This window comes from Pseudomonas sp. MAG002Y, from assembly GCF_019400845.1.
GTDB lineage: Bacteria > Pseudomonadota > Gammaproteobacteria > Pseudomonadales > Pseudomonadaceae > Chryseomonas > Chryseomonas luteola.
Genome location: NZ_WOEJ01000026.1, coordinates 16,011 through 31,306 on the forward strand (window position 1 = coordinate 16,011; position 15,296 = coordinate 31,306).

The 15,296-nt window shown below is 58.0% G+C and carries 13 protein-coding genes and 1 pseudogene; 5 read left to right on the forward strand and 9 right to left on the reverse strand.

The features are described 5' to 3' along the window. Positions 1–32: 32 nt before the first annotated feature. Positions 33–986 carry an AraC family transcriptional regulator gene (locus GM154_RS24150; RefSeq protein WP_083397927.1) on the reverse strand — a complete coding sequence of 318 codons (954 nt, stop codon included), beginning with the start codon at positions 984–986 and terminating at the stop codon, positions 33–35. Between the two features lie 84 nt (positions 987–1,070). Then, positions 1,071–2,189 carry an enoyl-CoA hydratase/isomerase family protein gene (locus GM154_RS24155; RefSeq protein ID WP_219653762.1) on the reverse strand — a complete coding sequence of 373 codons (1,119 nt, stop codon included), beginning with the start codon at positions 2,187–2,189 and terminating at the stop codon, positions 1,071–1,073. Positions 2,190–2,402: 213 nt separating this feature from the next. Between GM154_RS24155 and GM154_RS24160 the strand changes: the two genes are divergently transcribed. Further along, entirely contained in the window at positions 2,403–2,627 is a 225-nt protein-coding gene (locus GM154_RS24160; RefSeq protein ID WP_010798231.1) for a hypothetical protein, read from the forward strand. A 129-nt stretch (positions 2,628–2,756) separates the two neighbouring features. Here GM154_RS24160 and GM154_RS26115 read toward each other — a convergent pair whose 3' ends face one another. The 3 genes and pseudogenes from GM154_RS26115 to GM154_RS24170 form a co-directional block, all read right to left on the reverse strand. After that, positions 2,757–3,599: a methyl-accepting chemotaxis protein gene (locus tag GM154_RS26115; RefSeq protein ID WP_372238917.1), complete on the reverse strand. Its 843-nt coding sequence runs from the start codon at positions 3,597–3,599 to the stop codon at positions 2,757–2,759. A gap of 12 nt (positions 3,600–3,611) precedes the next feature. Next, positions 3,612–4,880: pseudogene (locus GM154_RS26120) on the reverse strand (HAMP domain-containing protein); the annotation flags it as partial. Between the two features lie 143 nt (positions 4,881–5,023). After that, positions 5,024–6,343, reverse strand: a complete 1,320-nt coding sequence (locus tag GM154_RS24170) for an MFS transporter (protein ID WP_219653766.1) — start codon at positions 6,341–6,343, stop codon at positions 5,024–5,026. 198 nt (positions 6,344–6,541) lie between these two features. Between GM154_RS24170 and GM154_RS24175 the strand changes: the two genes are divergently transcribed. The 3 genes from GM154_RS24175 to GM154_RS24185 all read left to right on the forward strand — a co-directional run bounded on the left by GM154_RS24175 (position 6,542) and on the right by GM154_RS24185 (position 11,023). Then, positions 6,542–7,354 carry a hypothetical protein gene (locus GM154_RS24175; protein WP_219653769.1) on the forward strand — a complete coding sequence of 271 codons (813 nt, stop codon included), beginning with the start codon at positions 6,542–6,544 and terminating at the stop codon, positions 7,352–7,354. 97 nt (positions 7,355–7,451) lie between these two features. Continuing rightward, the gene (gene uvrA, locus GM154_RS24180) at positions 7,452–10,118 is read left to right on the forward strand and encodes an excinuclease ABC subunit UvrA (RefSeq protein WP_219653786.1); all 2,667 of its coding nucleotides are present in this window, start codon (positions 7,452–7,454) and stop codon (positions 10,116–10,118) included. A gap of 83 nt (positions 10,119–10,201) precedes the next feature. Then, a complete protein-coding gene (locus GM154_RS24185) occupies positions 10,202–11,023 on the forward strand; it encodes a shikimate 5-dehydrogenase (RefSeq protein ID WP_219653814.1) in 822 nt (273 codons plus the stop codon). A 122-nt stretch (positions 11,024–11,145) separates the two neighbouring features. Here the strand turns inward: GM154_RS24185 and GM154_RS24190 are convergent, their stop codons facing one another. From GM154_RS24190 to galB, 3 genes are read right to left on the reverse strand one after another with little or no spacing between them, the layout of a single operon-like run. Continuing rightward, positions 11,146–12,219: a 4-oxalomesaconate tautomerase gene (locus GM154_RS24190; protein ID WP_219653818.1), complete on the reverse strand. Its 1,074-nt coding sequence runs from the start codon at positions 12,217–12,219 to the stop codon at positions 11,146–11,148. A gap of 3 nt (positions 12,220–12,222) precedes the next feature. Then, on the reverse strand, positions 12,223–12,939 hold the full coding sequence (locus tag GM154_RS24195; RefSeq protein ID WP_219653821.1) for a 4-carboxy-4-hydroxy-2-oxoadipate aldolase/oxaloacetate decarboxylase: 717 nt from the start codon (positions 12,937–12,939) through the stop codon (positions 12,223–12,225). Beyond that, entirely contained in the window at positions 12,936–13,673 is a 738-nt protein-coding gene (galB, locus tag GM154_RS24200; protein ID WP_219653824.1) for a 4-oxalmesaconate hydratase, read from the reverse strand. The genes GM154_RS24195 and galB overlap by 4 nt, the downstream gene beginning before the upstream one ends. Before the next feature lie 139 nt (positions 13,674–13,812). Here galB and GM154_RS24205 point away from each other — a divergent pair, with 139 nt between their 5' ends. Beyond that, complete coding sequence (locus GM154_RS24205; protein ID WP_219653827.1) at positions 13,813–15,018, forward strand: LysR family transcriptional regulator; 1,206 nt, start codon at positions 13,813–13,815, stop codon at positions 15,016–15,018. Between the two features lie 33 nt (positions 15,019–15,051). Here GM154_RS24205 and GM154_RS24210 read toward each other — a convergent pair whose 3' ends face one another. Further along, complete coding sequence (locus GM154_RS24210; RefSeq protein ID WP_010798212.1) at positions 15,052–15,273, reverse strand: hypothetical protein; 222 nt, start codon at positions 15,271–15,273, stop codon at positions 15,052–15,054. Between the last annotated feature and the right edge of the window lie 23 nt (positions 15,274–15,296).

Here is a 15,296-nt window from a genome sequence, read left to right on the forward strand (position 1 = left end):
AACCCTTCAATCTGGCTGAGCGGTTTGGACAATCAGGCAGAGTCGACCTGGGCGAGAATCAGGTTGCGGTAGTGACCAGGGTTGGTTCCGGTCCATTTACGAAAGGCCTTGTAGAAGGCGCTGATATCAGCGAAGCCAAGCTGAGTAGCAATGTCCGAATAGGTCATCGAGGGATCGGCCAGCCAGTCGATCGCCTGTTCCTTGCGTACGGTGTCCTTGATCGCCTGGTAGGACTGCGCCTGCTCTGCCAGACGCCGCCGCAGGGTTGCAGGCGACATGCACAGGGTGTACGCCAGGGCTTCACTGGTAGGCCACTGCTCGCCCGGCAGTTGCCGCAACTGCAATTTGATCCGACTCGCCAAACTGTCCGAATCGCGGTATTTCTCCAGAATATTGCAGGGTGCCTCAGCCAGAAAGCGCTGCAGGTCCGCCTCGCTGCGTCTCACTGGTACATCCAGTACCTCGGCAGCAAAGATGATCCGTGTCCGGCTCTGGTTGAAACGCAGGTTATCCGAAAACATGACCTTGTAATCGGCCGTAAAGGCGGGCTCGGGGCAGCGCAGCTCGATTGCCAGGATCGGGATCCGGCGGCCAGCCAGCCAGCAGGCTACGCCGTGAACGATCATCCAGTAGGTGAAATACGCGAAGGCTCGATTGGGCGCCCCGGCGGGCTCTCGCAATATAATTTCCGCCAGGCTCTGGCTGCGGACCAGCTCACCACGAAGGCGCTCGAAGGTAAGCCCGAGAAAAGCCAGCCCATGGATCAACGCTGCACCTACCGTAGGTTGGGACAGGCAGGCCCGGCAGAGAAACTCGAAACTACCGGACCGCATGCCACGCGGATCCATGCCAAAAAACTCATCATCAAAGCGCCGGGCCAGACGCCGCCAGATGCGCCCGTAAAAGGGGACGGGCACCCGGCCGCCCGGCTCCGCCAGACAGTCTGGCGCCAGCCCGATGTCGCACAATAATTCCGCATGGCTCATTCCCCGCGCAGCAAAGGCCTGTAGCGCCTCCTCCACCAGATAGGTCGAGATGGTGCCCTTGGGAACGGCACGGCTGACCACTGATCAGTCCTTCAGGGCGCGCAGCGGATGCTCGTGGGCCGGAAAGGCAGGCTCGAAAAAGGCATCCAGCCAAGCCGGGTGGTCCGTTGCGAGTGGATCTGCATGCCATTTCGGCTGGCGGTCCTTGTCGATCAGCAGGGCGCGTATCCCCTCCTGCAGCTCACCGAGCTGAGTGCAGCGCACCGACAGGTCCAATTCACTGCGCAGCGCCTCGGCCAGCGACCAGCGTTTGCTGCGCCTGAGCTGACGCAGCGTGATGGCCGCCGAAGTCGGTGAGCCCTGGGCCAATGTCTTGGCCGCCTTGGTTAGCCAGGGATTATCGCCGCTGTAGGCCTTGATTTCAGCAAGTACGGTTTTGTCATCATCGAAATCCGTCAGGGCCTGAAGGGTATCGAAGAGGGGTTGTACATTCGGCTCAGGCATCAGGGGCAGGCTCACCTGCTCATGCTGGCGTAGCACCTGTGCAACCGAGGTATGGCTGAGAATCCTGTCGGGCATGGCCTGCAAATCAGCAATGACCTGTTCACGCCGCTCCGCTGCAATGCAGCGATCCGCCAGCCCGACGAAAACCGCATCGCGCGCCGTAAGCTGTGCGCCGGTAACGCCCAGGAACAGCCCGCAACGGCCCGGCATGCGGTTGAGAAACCAGCTCGCTCCTACATCGGGATATAACCCGATGCTGACCTCAGGCATGGCAACACGGGTGCTCTCGCATACCACGCGATGAGAGGCACCGGCGAGCAACCCAAGCCCTCCTCCCATGACGTAACCCGCCCCCCAGGCAATAAGCGGCTTGGGGTAATGATGGATGAAGTGATCGAGCCGGTATTCCAGCGTAAAGTACTCACCGGTTGCCTTGCCCGGCCCAGCTTCTCCTTCCCGCATGGCCTTGTAGAGCGCGACGATATCGCCTCCCGCGCAAAAGGCCTTTTCACCAGTTCCCTCCAGCCAGACCGCGTCAATATCGTCCCGCTCAGCCCAGTGCCTGAGCTGTTCTTCTAGCTGGACGGCCATGTTGAAGGATAGGGCGTTCAGGCTGCTTGGTGCGTCTAGCGTGACGCGTCCGAGTCGCTTGCCGGAGGCCAGTGGCAGTTCCGTTACCTGGATGCAGCGCTCACTCATGTAGGTGCTCTCGTCTTGTTCTTATCGGTCGCCCTGTCTGCCAGGAGCGACGGGGCCATGAGAAATGCCCTATCAGATAAGCACATTCCACCCAAGGGAGACAATTAATCCTAACGGTGATAAGAAGTTAGCCGCTTGCCGATTAGCGGGGCTTTGTAAATGCCTAAAAGTCACCTATAACTAATCAGGTCAGCAACCTACAGGACAAACCTCATGCATTTTCTCATCATGCAGGGCCAGTATGGTCACAAGCTGGTTAGCTATAGCGATGCTGTATTTGATTTGAAAGAAGCACTGACGGAGTTGAAAGGGAAAGACGCTGCCAACTCACCGATGATTCTTGACGACAAGGTGGTGCAAAGTACCTACCTTTGCACCGAAACTGGCATGCCTGTGCAAGAAATCGACGGCTATCTCATCCGGCTGGCTGAGCTGTAACCCGGCCCCACGCTGCTGACCTGAGAGGGTCGTGTTCTTATCGCCGTATTGCAGTGTAAGAACCGCCCTCCCCTACTCCGATTGCTTCCCTGCGTTGCCCGCCCTTGTCGAGGGCGGGCAGTTCTGCCGTCAGACCTTGAACTGATTGACCAGGCGACGCTGCTGCTCGGCCAGCTGTGTCAGCTCGGCACTGGCATGCGACGACTGCTCTGCACCCTGGGCCACTTCAGACGCAACCGTTCCGATCACGGTAACATTACGGTTGATGTCCTCCGCCACGGCACTTTGCTCTTCAGCCGCTCCAGCGATCTGGATGTTCATTTCCGTAATGACGGAAACCGCCTCGGTGATCGCCGCCAGCGCAGCTGCGGCCTCGGAAGACTGCTGCACGCTGGTCTCGGTCTTCGCCTGGCTGGCCTGCATGATCTGCACCACGTCCTGCGTACCGCTTTGCAGCTGCTGGATCATGGTCTGGATTTCCTGAGTCGCCTGCTGAGTCTTGCCCGCCAGATTACGAACTTCATCCGCCACTACGGCAAAGCCGCGGCCCTGCTCACCAGCCCGTGCCGCCTCGATGGCTGCGTTGAGGGCCAGTAGGTTGGTCTGTTCGGCAATGCCGCGAATGCTGACCAGGATCGTGGTAATGTTTTCGCTATCCTTGGCCAGCCCTTCCACGCTGACAACCGCACGGTCGATCTCGGCAGCCAGTGCGGAAATCGCATCGCTGGAGTTCTGCACAATGGTCCGCCCGTGGTTAGCCGACTGATCTGCATTACCTGCCGCCTCGGCCGCCTGGTTGGCACTGCGGGCAACTTCCTGGGCTGTAGCGGACATTTCCTGAATGGCCGTTGCCACTTGATCGATTTCAGATTGTTGCTTCTGTACCCCTTGCTGGGTGTGAATGGCGATCTCTGCTGTATGCTCGGATGCATCGCTCACTTTTTGTACCGAGGATACTACCTGGGTAATCATGGCTTGCAGCTTGGCCAGGAAGCGGTTGAAACCTTTTGCCATGGCACCCAGCTCATCGGGCCGGTTTTCATCCAGCCGACGGGTCAGATCGCCCTCGCCTTGAGCGATATCATCTAGCATCAGCACCATTTGCTTCAGTGGTCGCGTGATACTGCGGCTTACCAGCCACAGCGCGCCAAGCCCGATAATGGCAATGACCAGGCCGACCAATCCCATCCCAAAGGTATTTCGATCGCTCTGCGCCTTGATATCGTCGTGAAGCTTCAAAGACTCACCCAGTGCGGCCTGGATGGGCAGCTGGATCATCAATGTCCACTGAGCGGATGTGTTACCGACCTTGAACGGTAGGAACAGCTCGATATGCCCATGCGCTTCGTCATAGTCGTATAGCGGCTCGGCTGACTTCAGCTGCTTCAGATTATTCAGCTCGCTTTCATCCAGCAGGGCACTGACAGACTTGCCCAGCTGGCCGGCGTCCTTGGTATAGGCAATCAAGGCACCATTACTGGCAATCAGTGCCATTTGACCTGCGCCCTGGTAGAGCGACTGGTTGGCCTTGACCAGAGCATCCTGAATAAAGCCGACGGACAGGTCCGCACCGGCAATACCCTGGAACTTGCCTTTGACCATGATAGGCGCGGTAAACGATGCCATCAGGACAGGCTTGCCAGCAACGTCATAGGTATAGGGGTCAACGGCGCAAAGCTGTTGCGTTTCCTTGGCACACAGATAGTACTCGCCCTCGCGCACGCCCAGGTCGGAGCGTTTCTGGCTTTCCATGAATTGAATGATGTCATGGCCGAGCGTACCATCGGCATTACGGAACCAATACGGCAGAAAGCGGCCAGTGCTGTCATGTCCAGGCTGCCCCATGAACTGATAGTCGTCACCTGCAAAGGCATTGGGCTCCCAGCCCAGATAAGCGCCCAGGAGTTCAGGGTGCTTTTCCATCGCATTTCGAACGATTCGATCCTGCTCATCTCGCGACAGATGGACGCTGGTGCTCGGATCGCTGGCAGCCAAGGCGCTCAGCTGCGCCAGTGATGCTGCGATGTTCAATGGCTTTTCAAGGTCATGCTGGATATGCATGACGTTGGCATCGGCCAGAGAAATCAGCCGCTCCTGGATGACCTTTTCAAACAACGCCTCTGTACCCTTGGCCGCCTGATCCTGTGTACGCTCGCCGGTAACCAACGCATACCCCACCAGGGCGATGACGATCGCCAGGATACAGGCACCGGCATACGCCATGATGGTGTACTGAATGGACTTGAATTTCATGGTGCCTTTCCCATGTCTGCTTAGCTAAAAGGCTCTATCGGCGCAGACCAGAAAAGCTGAATTGCAGCCTGTCGGTTAGGACAACACCTCGTCGCGCCTGCCTTGCCGGATGCTCAGCCGACAGGACAGGTGCAGAAGCAAAATCAGTCTGACGAGGAGGAGAAATCGGTCAGGGGCCGCGACAATCGAGGGTCATGCCGGTAAGCCAGCATAAGGACAAGTCCGACCAGGCCCATGACCGCACAGTAGCCCACGCAGAACCAGGGGCTGACCGGCATCAGGGCAATCAGAATCAACGGCGTGATACTGCCCCAGATCGAGTACGCAATGTTATAGGTAAAGGAAATACCCGTGACTCGAATATTGGAGGGAAACAGCCCGATCATCACCGATGGCACGACGCCCACAATGCCGCAGGCAAGACCTGCGATTGCGTAGCCCAGCCAGAGCGCTATCGCCTCGCTGACCAGACTCGCATACAGGACGGCAATACCGGGAGCGAGAACGGCGCTGTACAATCCCATCGCTTGCCAGGCACCTATCCGATCAGCGATGCGCCCGGCGATGACGCAGCCAATATTCAGAAACACGATACCGATGCAGCTCATGCGGAACGCGGTACTGGTCGGAATATGAAAGTACTTCTGCATCACGGTAGGCGTCACAACCACCAGGACGACCACTGCCGAAGTCAGAACGCAAGTCAGCAGTGCCGCCGGCAGCAAGGCGGTGCGGTGCTCTCGCAGGACCGTCGATAACGGCAGGCGCGCCGATAATACCTTGCGAGCCTGCATCTCCATGAAGACAGGCGTCTCGTTCAGCCACCGCCGTAGCCATACCGCCAGGACGCCAAAAAAGCCGCCCAGGATAAAGGGGATACGCCAGGCATAGGCGTGGAGTTCTTTCTCGATATAGATTGATGACAGCACCGTGGCCGTCAGTGCACCCAACAGGTAGCCAAAGGTCAGGCCGGCCTGAAGAATGCCTAGGGCATAACCTCGGTGATTGGCAGGAGCATGCTCTGCTACAAACACCCAGGCACTGGGCACCTCGCCGCCAACGGCAGCCCCCTGCAATACCCGTAGCGCCAGCAGAATCAGCGGTGCAAAGTAGCCGATCTGCGCATAAGTAGGCATCACGCCAATGAGCAGGCTTGGCAATGCCATAAGCAGGATGCTCAGGTTGAACATGCGCTTGCGCCCCAGGCGGTCGGCATAATGCGCCATGAGAATTCCGCCCAGTGGGCGCGCCAGGTACCCGGTGGCAAAAATGCCGAAGCTTTGCAGCAGCCGTAGCCATTCAGGCATTTCCGGCGGGAAAAACAACTGGCTGAGCACCAGCGCGAAAAAGACGAAAATAATGAAATCGTAGATTTCCAGGGCACCGCCCAGCGCCGCCAGACCCAGGGTCTTATGGTCCTGCCAGGATAATCGCCGGGCAGGCGTATGAATGTCGCTATGCATGTAAACGTGCCCGCTCTCTTCTTGCCTAAACATGAGGCGGCGCAGAATACAGGGAAGTCACTGTCTTGTTACAGTGTAAACGTATCTCGAAGTCCCTCATGTCAATCGTCTAAGTGTTCGCCTCAACCCATGGCACGGCAGCGGGTCTAATCCGATACGCCTATCCCTGATATAACTCAACTCCCTGAAGCGTCAGTCATGTTTATGAAATACCTGTTCATCCTTGGTGCGCGAGATCCTGAAATGATGCTCATCGAGACCCTGGTTCTTAGGGCACGGCATCGACTGGCCTATGCGCTGGCGGATGAGCGTCGGGTATACGCGGGCAATGCCTATAAAGCCGATCGCACATCTGCCCGCCAAGGCGAGCCCCATGGCCCTATCGTCTGGGTGGAATGCGGCCTCGCCGATACCTCCCAACCTCGTGATATCGTGGTAGACCATCATCATGAAGGCGATCCGGGGTATGACATGCCTCCGGCGCGCTACTGGGAAGGCTCCTCGCTGGGGCAGGTCTGCCAGCTGCTGGAGATCGAGCCGACGCCGGAGCTGCAACTGGCTGCCGCCGCCGACCATTGCCTGAGCGCAGCCTACAAAGGTCTCTGCCCCGGGGTCGATCCGACTGATCTACGCGCGTGGCGTATCGCCTCCCGGTCGAATTGGCAAAAGATCAATCCTGATCAATTACGAGCTACGATCGAGGCGGCAATCGAACAGGTCAAGGCGCTCAAACCAATCTCCATCGCCGGCCATGAATTCTTCGATGCCATGGATCACGATATCCCCGAACTCTCCGAGGCGTCCGCCATCTTGGGGCGCCCCGTCATGTACAGCATGCCGGAGCCACGGAGCGGACGTATCAAGGTCGGTGCCCTGAATGGCTCTCCAGACATGCTTTGGGCCTGGATGAACTGCGCCCGAGAGGTCTTGGGCCTTGAGGACGTGTACGGTAACCCGATTCGTGGATACGCCGGTGGGTATTTACGTGGAGATATCTTGCAACGTGCATGAGGCCTGGATCGCAACGTAGCGGTTTTCCTGGCTGTTGTGCAGTCGTCCCGGCAGGTAAAAGGTCCTATGAACACGTTCCTACGCCAAGACCTGACGCATGCCCAACAAACGAAGCACGCCTGATCCCACCCACGCCTCTCCCTCTACAGCCCCCGGCTTTGTCCGCGTCCGGGGCGCGCGTGAGCACAATCTCAAGAATGTAGATGTCGACATCCCCCGCGACAGCCTGGTTGTTTTTACCGGCGTTTCGGGCTCTGGCAAGTCCTCCCTTGCCTTTGGAACCCTGTACGCCGAGGCTCAGCGTCGTTACTTTGAATCGGTGGCGCCCTATGCCCGTCGCCTGATCGATCAGGTAGGCGTACCGGATGTGGACACCATAGAAGGATTGCCTCCGGCTGTCGCTCTCCAGCAGCAACGCGGCACGCCCAGCGCTCGCTCTTCGGTGGGTAGCGTCACTACCCTGTCCAGCCTGATCCGCATGCTGTACTCACGCGTCGGCACCTATCCGCCTGATCAACCCATGCTCTACGCAGAGGACTTTTCGCCCAACACACCCCAAGGCGCCTGTCCTCAATGTCATGGGCTCGGACGAGTCTATGAAGTAACCGAGCAGTCTATGGTACCGGACGACTCGCTGACTATTCGCGAGCGGGCCATTGCCGCCTGGCCTACTGCCTGGCAGGGGCAGAATCTGCGGGACATTCTGGTAACCCTGGGCTACGACGTAGACACACCTTGGCGCGATATCCCCCAAAAGGATCGCGACTGGATTCTTTTTACTGAAGAACAGCCGACCGTTCCGGTCTATGCCGGCCTGACACCAGAGCAGACCCGCGAAGCTCTCAAGCACAAGCGCGAGCCCAGTTACATGGGCACCTTCACCGGTGCGCGCCGCTATGTGCTGCATACCTTTGCCCATTCGCAGAGCGCGTTAATGAAAAAACGCGTATCCCAATTCATGGTGGGTAGTCTGTGTCCGCTGTGTGAAGGTAAGCGCCTGAAGCGTGAGGCGCTGTCCGTCACCTTTGCCGGGCATGACATTGGCGAGCTGGCCCGCATGCCTCTGCTGACCCTGGTTGATGTCCTCACACCTGTTGCAGCCGGTGCGCTGGCTTCAGGGTCATCCTCCGTGAAGAAAACCTTCACAAGGGAAGAATCACGCCGCGCACGTGAAGCGCGTACCCGGGAAGGTGGCGCTTCCCATGAGGCCGCCCCGGACGTACGCCGTACGCCGACCCTGTCAGACGAAAAGCGCCTGGCGGCCCAACGTATCGCCCAAGATCTGCTGGAACGCCTGACCACCCTGACCGAGCTAGGCCTGGGGTACCTCTCCCTGGAACGCAGTACCCCAACATTGTCTTCGGGAGAGCTGCAACGTCTCCGCCTTGCCACTCAGTTGAATTCGCAGCTTTTCGGAGTGATCTATGTGCTCGATGAACCGTCCGCCGGTCTGCATCCTGCTGACGGCGAAGCGTTGTTCACGGCTCTGGATCAACTCAAGGCGGCCGGCAACTCCTTGTTCGTAGTGGAACACGATCTAGAGACGATGCGTCGTGCGGACTGGCTGGTGGATGTAGGCCCTGCAGCAGGCGAACATGGTGGTACGGTTCTCTACAGCGGACCGCCTGCCGGATTGGCTCATGTCGAAGCGTCTCAAACGCGGGATTACCTGTTTGCGTCTCGGCGCACAGCAGCCCCCTTGAGCCGCCCGCACCGCAAGCCGCTTCATTGGCTAAGACTGACCGGCGTAACGCGCAACAACCTCAAGGCCCTTGATGTTGCGTTTCCACTTGGCTGCTTTACCTCCGTTACCGGTATCTCTGGCTCCGGCAAATCGACTCTTGTCAGCCAGGCCCTGTTGGAGTTGGTCGGTGAGCACCTAGGCCGGCCACTGGCCGAGCGCGATGAAGACGAATCACCTCTGGACGAGGAGGCTCCTCAGCCGCTCTCAGGACAAATCATTGAAGGCATGGAGCATATTCGTCGCCTGGTCCAGGTGGATCAGAAGCCGATCGGTCGCACTCCGCGTTCCAACCTTGCCACTTATACAGGCCTTTTTGACGGCATCCGCAAACTGTTTGCTGCGACCCCGGAAGCCCGGAAACGGCGATATGACGCCGGTCGCTTTTCATTCAACGTAGCCAAGGGGCGTTGCCCGACCTGTGAGGGCGAAGGCTTCGTCAGTGTCGAACTGCTGTTCATGCCCAGCGTGTATGCGCCCTGCCCGGCCTGCCATGGCGCCCGTTACAACGCCGAAACGCTGGAAGTCACCTGGCAAGGAAAAACCATTGCGGAAGTCCTGAACCTAACAGTAGAGGATGCCTGTACCTTTTTCGCGGAGGAAGCTGGCGTACTCCGACCCTTGCATGTCCTGCATGATATTGGTCTGGGCTATCTGCGCCTGGGGCAACCAGCCACAGAGCTTTCCGGTGGTGAAGCACAGCGCATCAAGCTGGCAACCGAGCTGCAACGTACCCAGCGCGGCGCCACGCTCTATGTACTTGATGAGCCTACAACGGGTCTACACCCTACTGATACCGACCGCCTGGTGCGCCAGCTCAACGGTCTGGTAGAGGCTGGCAATACAGTCGTTGTGGTTGAACATGACATGCGCGTCGTGGCGCAAAGCGATTGGGTCATCGATATCGGCCCAGGGGCTGGTGATAGAGGCGGACACATTGTCGCGAGCGGTACACCCGAAAGCGTTGCAAAAGAGACCAGCAGCAAGACCGCGCCTTACCTGCGAGCGGTACTGGAGAGCTGATCGGGTTCACATACCAAGCGGTGCTTGGGAACCGCAAGCCCGCTTGGCTGACAAACAGGAGCCGCTTTTTTGAAGGAATCAAAATGCCTCACGCCATCAATAAAGACACCCAGGTTTGCATGTCCCTGGCGGGACGCCCTGGCAACACCGGTACACGGTTTCACAATCATCTGTACGAAGCCCTGAACCTGAATTATCTCTACAAGGCGTTCACAACCACCGACCTGCCTGCTGCCATTGGCGGCATTCGAGCGCTTGGCATACGCGGATGCGCTATTTCCATGCCGTTCAAGGAAGCCTGCATTCCTCTTCTGGATGGCCTCGACCCTTCTGCCGCCGTGGTCGATTCGGTCAATACTATTGTGAACGATGACGGTAAGCTGACAGGCTATAACACGGACTTTCTGGCTGTCGCCTCACTGCTTGATAGCCATCAGGTATCTCATGATCTGACGCTTGCGCTGCGGGGTAGCGGCGGTATGGCCAAAGCCGTGGCGTTTGCGTTGCGGGAGGCCGGCTTCAAGAAGGGACACATCGTGGCCCGCAATCCCACTACCGGCCGAGCCCTAGCTGAATCCTGCGGGTATGAGTGGACCGAATCCCTGGGCGACCTGCGCCCTGAACTCATCATCAATGTGACACCCGTAGGCATGACCGGCGGACCGGAAGCGGACGATCTGTCTTTTGATGACGAAGTGATTCAAGAGGCTAAAGTGGTGTTTGATGTCGTGGCAATGCCATCCGAAACCCCACTCATCAAACGCGCCCGCGAACTGGGCAAGCCCGTCATTACCGGCGCAGAGGTTGTTGCCCTCCAGGCACTGGAGCAGTTTGTCCTGTACACCGGCATCCGCCCAAGTCCTGAGCAGGTTGAAGCCGCCGCGGCATATTCGCGCGCTCAATAAGCGCTTAATCACAGGGCTTTTGTTTGCGGATGAAAGCCCTGCTCCTTATAAGAGCAACTGAAGCCTTATCAGCCTATACCGGTACGCTCTTCATCAGCGGACAACCATGCGCTTATTGATGACTATGCCCAGACCGAGCGTGGCACATAAACATGTCCGTCAAATAAAAGGCGAGCGGTCCGCAAGAGTCCACAACCTGTTAACTGTCCCGCATGGCGGTCTAGTTTGACGGTAAATTCTCCCGTGGGATGTTCAACAGAAAGCCGCAACGAGTCGCCTTGCTCTACCTGGGCTAACCCATCAGTTACCGAGCCCTCGATCAGACAGGCCGAGGCCACGCTTACCGCACCGAAAACGCCGATGGAGGCGTGGCAGCGATGAGGAATAAAAGTTCGGCTACTGATAGCACCACCCGCTTGAGGTTCGGCAATCAAGCACATTTTGGGGACTGTACGGTGGGTAACATCCCCCAGGTTCATACGCGGCCCGGCCTGAAGACGAATCGACTCGATTCTGGTCTTAAGTTCGGTATCGCCATCCAGCTGCTCACGCGTCTCATAACCGGTGCGACCCAGATCGGCCGCTCGAAGCAGCACTACCGGCATGCCATTATCGATACAGGTCACCTCAATCCCATCAAACGTGTCGCACACGTTTCCGGTCGGTAACAGCGCACCACAACTGGAGCCAGCAATATCCTCAAATTCAACAATCAGCGGAGCAGCTGTACCCGGTACGCCATCAATGCGAGCATCGCCTTCATACTGCACTTCACCGTTTGGCGTAAGTACATTCGCAACGGCAATCTGACCGGTGTTTTCCATGAAGATACGAACCTGGGTTGTATCTTCCAGCACAGGGACCAGTCCTTGTTCTATGGCAAACGGGCCAACACCCGCCAGAATATTGCCGCAGTTCTGCCCATAGTCGACTCGCGCTTCCTCTACCAGTACCTGAGCGAACAGGTAGTCCACATCGACATCCGGTCGCTCGGAGCGCTTGATGATCGCAACCTTACTGGTCAGCGAATCCGCGCCGCCGATACCGTCAATCTGGCGCTTGTCAGGCGAGCCCATAACGGCCAGCAGGACTTTTTCCCGCAGTGCTTCATCGGTAGGAAGATCAGTGGCGAGAAAGTACGCTCCCTTGGAAGTACCGCCGCGCATCATCAGGCAAGGAATGCGAGTCTGTCCCATGGTTCAGCCCTCCAGCTCGTCCAGGCTATCAACGTACCGAAGGCCCTTTTCGGCCAGGCGAGGACGCATGTTGTAGATGTCGAGCCCTAATTCGCCATTAGCCAACCGAATCCGCTTCTGCTCTTCGGCATCGGCCCGCTTGCGACTGGCCTCGACCACGGTTTGCACCTCGGCACGCCGAACCACCACAACGCCATCGTCATCAGCCACAATAACGTCGCCGGGGTTGATCAACTGGCCGGCACAAATCACTGGAATGTTGACCGAGCCGAGCGTTTCCTTGACCGTGCCCTGGGCATAGACCGCTTTCGACCACACGGCAAAGCCCATCTCCCGCAGCGTGCGGCTATCGCGCACACCTGCATCGACCACTAGCCCACGTACACCGCGTGCTTTGAGCGAGGTCGCCAGCAGATCACCAAAGTAACCATCGTGGCATGGCGAACTGGGTGCTACGACCAGGATATCGCCCGGCTGGCACTGCTCTACCGCAACATGGAACATCCAGTTGTCCCCAGGTGCTACCAGTACAGTTACAGCCGAACCGCTGATGCCATAATCCTGCTGGATCGGGTGAATATCTGGAGCCAGCAGCCCTTTGCGACCCTGAGCTTCGTGAACGGTTGCTACACCATACTGACCCAGCTCATCAATCAGCCCCGCTTCGGCCCGTGCGATAGTGCGGACTACAACGCCGGTCTTGCCGATCAAGTTGCTCATCCCAGATTCTCCGTCACGCGTGGGAAGATGCTCTGGTAGCCCTCACCGTAGATGATGTTCTTACTGGAGGTAATGCCTACGTTGCGCTTGGCCTGTACGCCGCGTTGTAGCGCTACACGAGTGTAGTACTCCCACAAGTGTTCCTGGCCAGCCATGCACTGAATAGCGGCATACTTCTTGTCCCACACGTCGGTGATGTCCAGCAGTACATCCGGGCGCCATTCGCACTGCTCAGGCTGGTGCGGCTCGAAGCAATAGACGGGCGGCGCACCGATAATTTTCTCGCCCGGCTTGTAGCCTTCTGCCTGAGCGATGATGCGCGCTTCCTGTGCCAGGTGCGTAGCCAGTGGATGGTCGTAGTTGTAGGGGTCCTTCAGCGAGTGACTAAGCACAAATTCCGGCTGTACGCGGCGGAACACATCGGCCAGACGAAATAGCGTTTCCTTGTCGGCACGCATAGGGTAATCACCAATGTCAAAGAACTCGACAGTGGCTCCCAGTATCTCAGCTGCCGCCTGCGCCTCTTCACGGCGCGCCGCCTTGACCTTCTCTTCGGTCATTTCGCCCTTGCGCCAGAGCTTGGCTGACTCGCCCCGCTCACCAAAAGACAGGCAGACGACATGCACGTCATAACCCTGCCTGGCATGCAGAGCGATAGCGCCACCTGCACGCCAGACGAAATCAGCGGAATGGGCGCTGACGACCAGAGCAGTTTTTTTGTTGGAATCGATCATGTCCAGGCTCCTCATGTTTTCAAGGAGAGTCGCACGGCTGATCCTGAGCGAATATTGCGTTCAGCTAGAGCAGGTATACCTTTTACTTATCAACACGCCGCGCGCATGATGCAGGCATGTGCCCTGCCAAGAGAACACCATGACTGCCGAACTTCCCAATCTAATGCAGATACGCGCGTTTGTCCGGGTGGCGGACCAAGGCAGTGTTTCCAAGGCGTCTGAAGTACTGTACCGCGCGCAATCGGTTGTCACCCGTTCCATTCGCGACCTGGAAGAGCGGCTTACCATTGCATTGTTCGAACGGCATGCCAATGGAATGCGGCTGACCGATTACGGCGCCCGCATCTTGCCTCGTGCACGACAGGCACTGGCTGAGCTGGAGACAGTACCCCGCTTGCTGGGTACCCATCCAGGCGCGATTACCGAACCCCTTTATCTGATGCATACCCGGCGTCTGGAAGTGTTCGTCAAGCTGTGCGAAACCCACCATATGCAGACAGTAGCTACCCTCTTCGGTCTGACCCAACCCGCTGTGAGTGCAGCCCTCAAGGTGTTGGAAGGTGGTTGCGGCCATACACTGTTCGAGCGCACTCCCAAAGGCCTTCAGCCTACACGAGCGAGCCTGGATATTGTCCTGCCGATTCGTCGGGCATTGAATGAGCTGCGCCATATCGATGCCGACATTGCCGCCCTACGCGGCTCGCTCCAGGGAGCCGTCATGGTGGGTGCCTTGCCCTTGGGGCGAACCCGGCTGTTGCCTGAAGCTATTGTGCGCCTCGTCTCTGCGTACCCTCAAATTCGTGTGGCGACCAATGAAAGTGCGTTTGACCTGTTGGCTACCGACCTACGGGCCGGTGACATTGACTTTGTACTGGGCGCCCTGCGCCCCTCCGACTATGCCAGCGATCTGTTGGGTGAAACGCTGCTGACTGAAGAGCTGGTGGTACTGGTACGCCGGGGCCATCCATTACTGGATCAGGGGGTAAATACCAATGACCTTATCCATGCTCGCTGGGTGCTGCCCCGTGCAGGCTCGCCGGCCCGCAACCAGCTCGATGCCTTCTTTAGCGAGCTGGGTACGGAAACGCCACTACCGGTAGTTGAAACGGGGGATCTGGCGATTATCCGTGGGCTGCTCGTACGCTCCGATATGTTGGCTGTTGTTTCAGCCCATCAACTTGAATACGAGATCGCCTCAGGCGAGTTGCAACGTCTCCCCTTGCGGCTTCGCCATACCACCCGCGCCATAGGTCTGATCTACCGCACCGGTGGCCTGCACTCACCTGCAGCCAATGCGTTGATGGAAAAGATCCGTGAAGTAGCCCTGGAGCGTTTGGACGCCTGATTTTACTCGGATGCAAGCGCTTTATAAGCCAGCCTAGACCGCACCTACTTTGCCAATAACGCTGTCAGGGATGGTTTTGATCAGCACCTTGACGCAAAACAGTGGTGAAGGACTGTCTGCGATGGATGCCACTACTGCCTTGTATTTGGCAGGAATCTGGTCAAGGCATCGCTTGGCCGTTCGTGTTACGGCCTCGTTAGAATCGTGTATTTCGGCAGCAAGTGCCAGGGCGAGAAGTGCTTCCAGAAACGTCATGACACCAGACTGCCAATGGACTA

Coding starts and splice junctions, on each gene's coding strand:
- GM154_RS26115 (WP_372238917.1), bottom strand. CDS start 3,599: ATGATTACCCAGGTAGTATCCTCGGTACAAAAAGTGAGCGATGCATCC.
- galB (WP_219653824.1), bottom strand. CDS start 13,673: ATGATCGATTCCAACAAAAAAACTGCTCTGGTCGTCAGCGCCCATTCC.
- GM154_RS24205 (WP_219653827.1), top strand. CDS start 13,813: ATGACTGCCGAACTTCCCAATCTAATGCAGATACGCGCGTTTGTCCGG.
- GM154_RS24170 (WP_219653766.1), bottom strand. CDS start 6,343: ATGCATAGCGACATTCATACGCCTGCCCGGCGATTATCCTGGCAGGAC.
- uvrA (WP_219653786.1), top strand. CDS start 7,452: ATGCCCAACAAACGAAGCACGCCTGATCCCACCCACGCCTCTCCCTCT.
- GM154_RS24175 (WP_219653769.1), top strand. CDS start 6,542: ATGTTTATGAAATACCTGTTCATCCTTGGTGCGCGAGATCCTGAAATG.
- GM154_RS24155 (WP_219653762.1), bottom strand. CDS start 2,189: ATGAGTGAGCGCTGCATCCAGGTAACGGAACTGCCACTGGCCTCCGGC.
- GM154_RS24160 (WP_010798231.1), top strand. CDS start 2,403: ATGCATTTTCTCATCATGCAGGGCCAGTATGGTCACAAGCTGGTTAGC.
- GM154_RS24190 (WP_219653818.1), bottom strand. CDS start 12,219: ATGGGACAGACTCGCATTCCTTGCCTGATGATGCGCGGCGGTACTTCC.
- GM154_RS24195 (WP_219653821.1), bottom strand. CDS start 12,939: ATGAGCAACTTGATCGGCAAGACCGGCGTTGTAGTCCGCACTATCGCA.
- GM154_RS24150 (WP_083397927.1), bottom strand. CDS start 986: ATGAGCCATGCGGAATTATTGTGCGACATCGGGCTGGCGCCAGACTGT.
- GM154_RS24210 (WP_010798212.1), bottom strand. CDS start 15,273: ATGACGTTTCTGGAAGCACTTCTCGCCCTGGCACTTGCTGCCGAAATA.
- GM154_RS24185 (WP_219653814.1), top strand. CDS start 10,202: ATGCCTCACGCCATCAATAAAGACACCCAGGTTTGCATGTCCCTGGCG.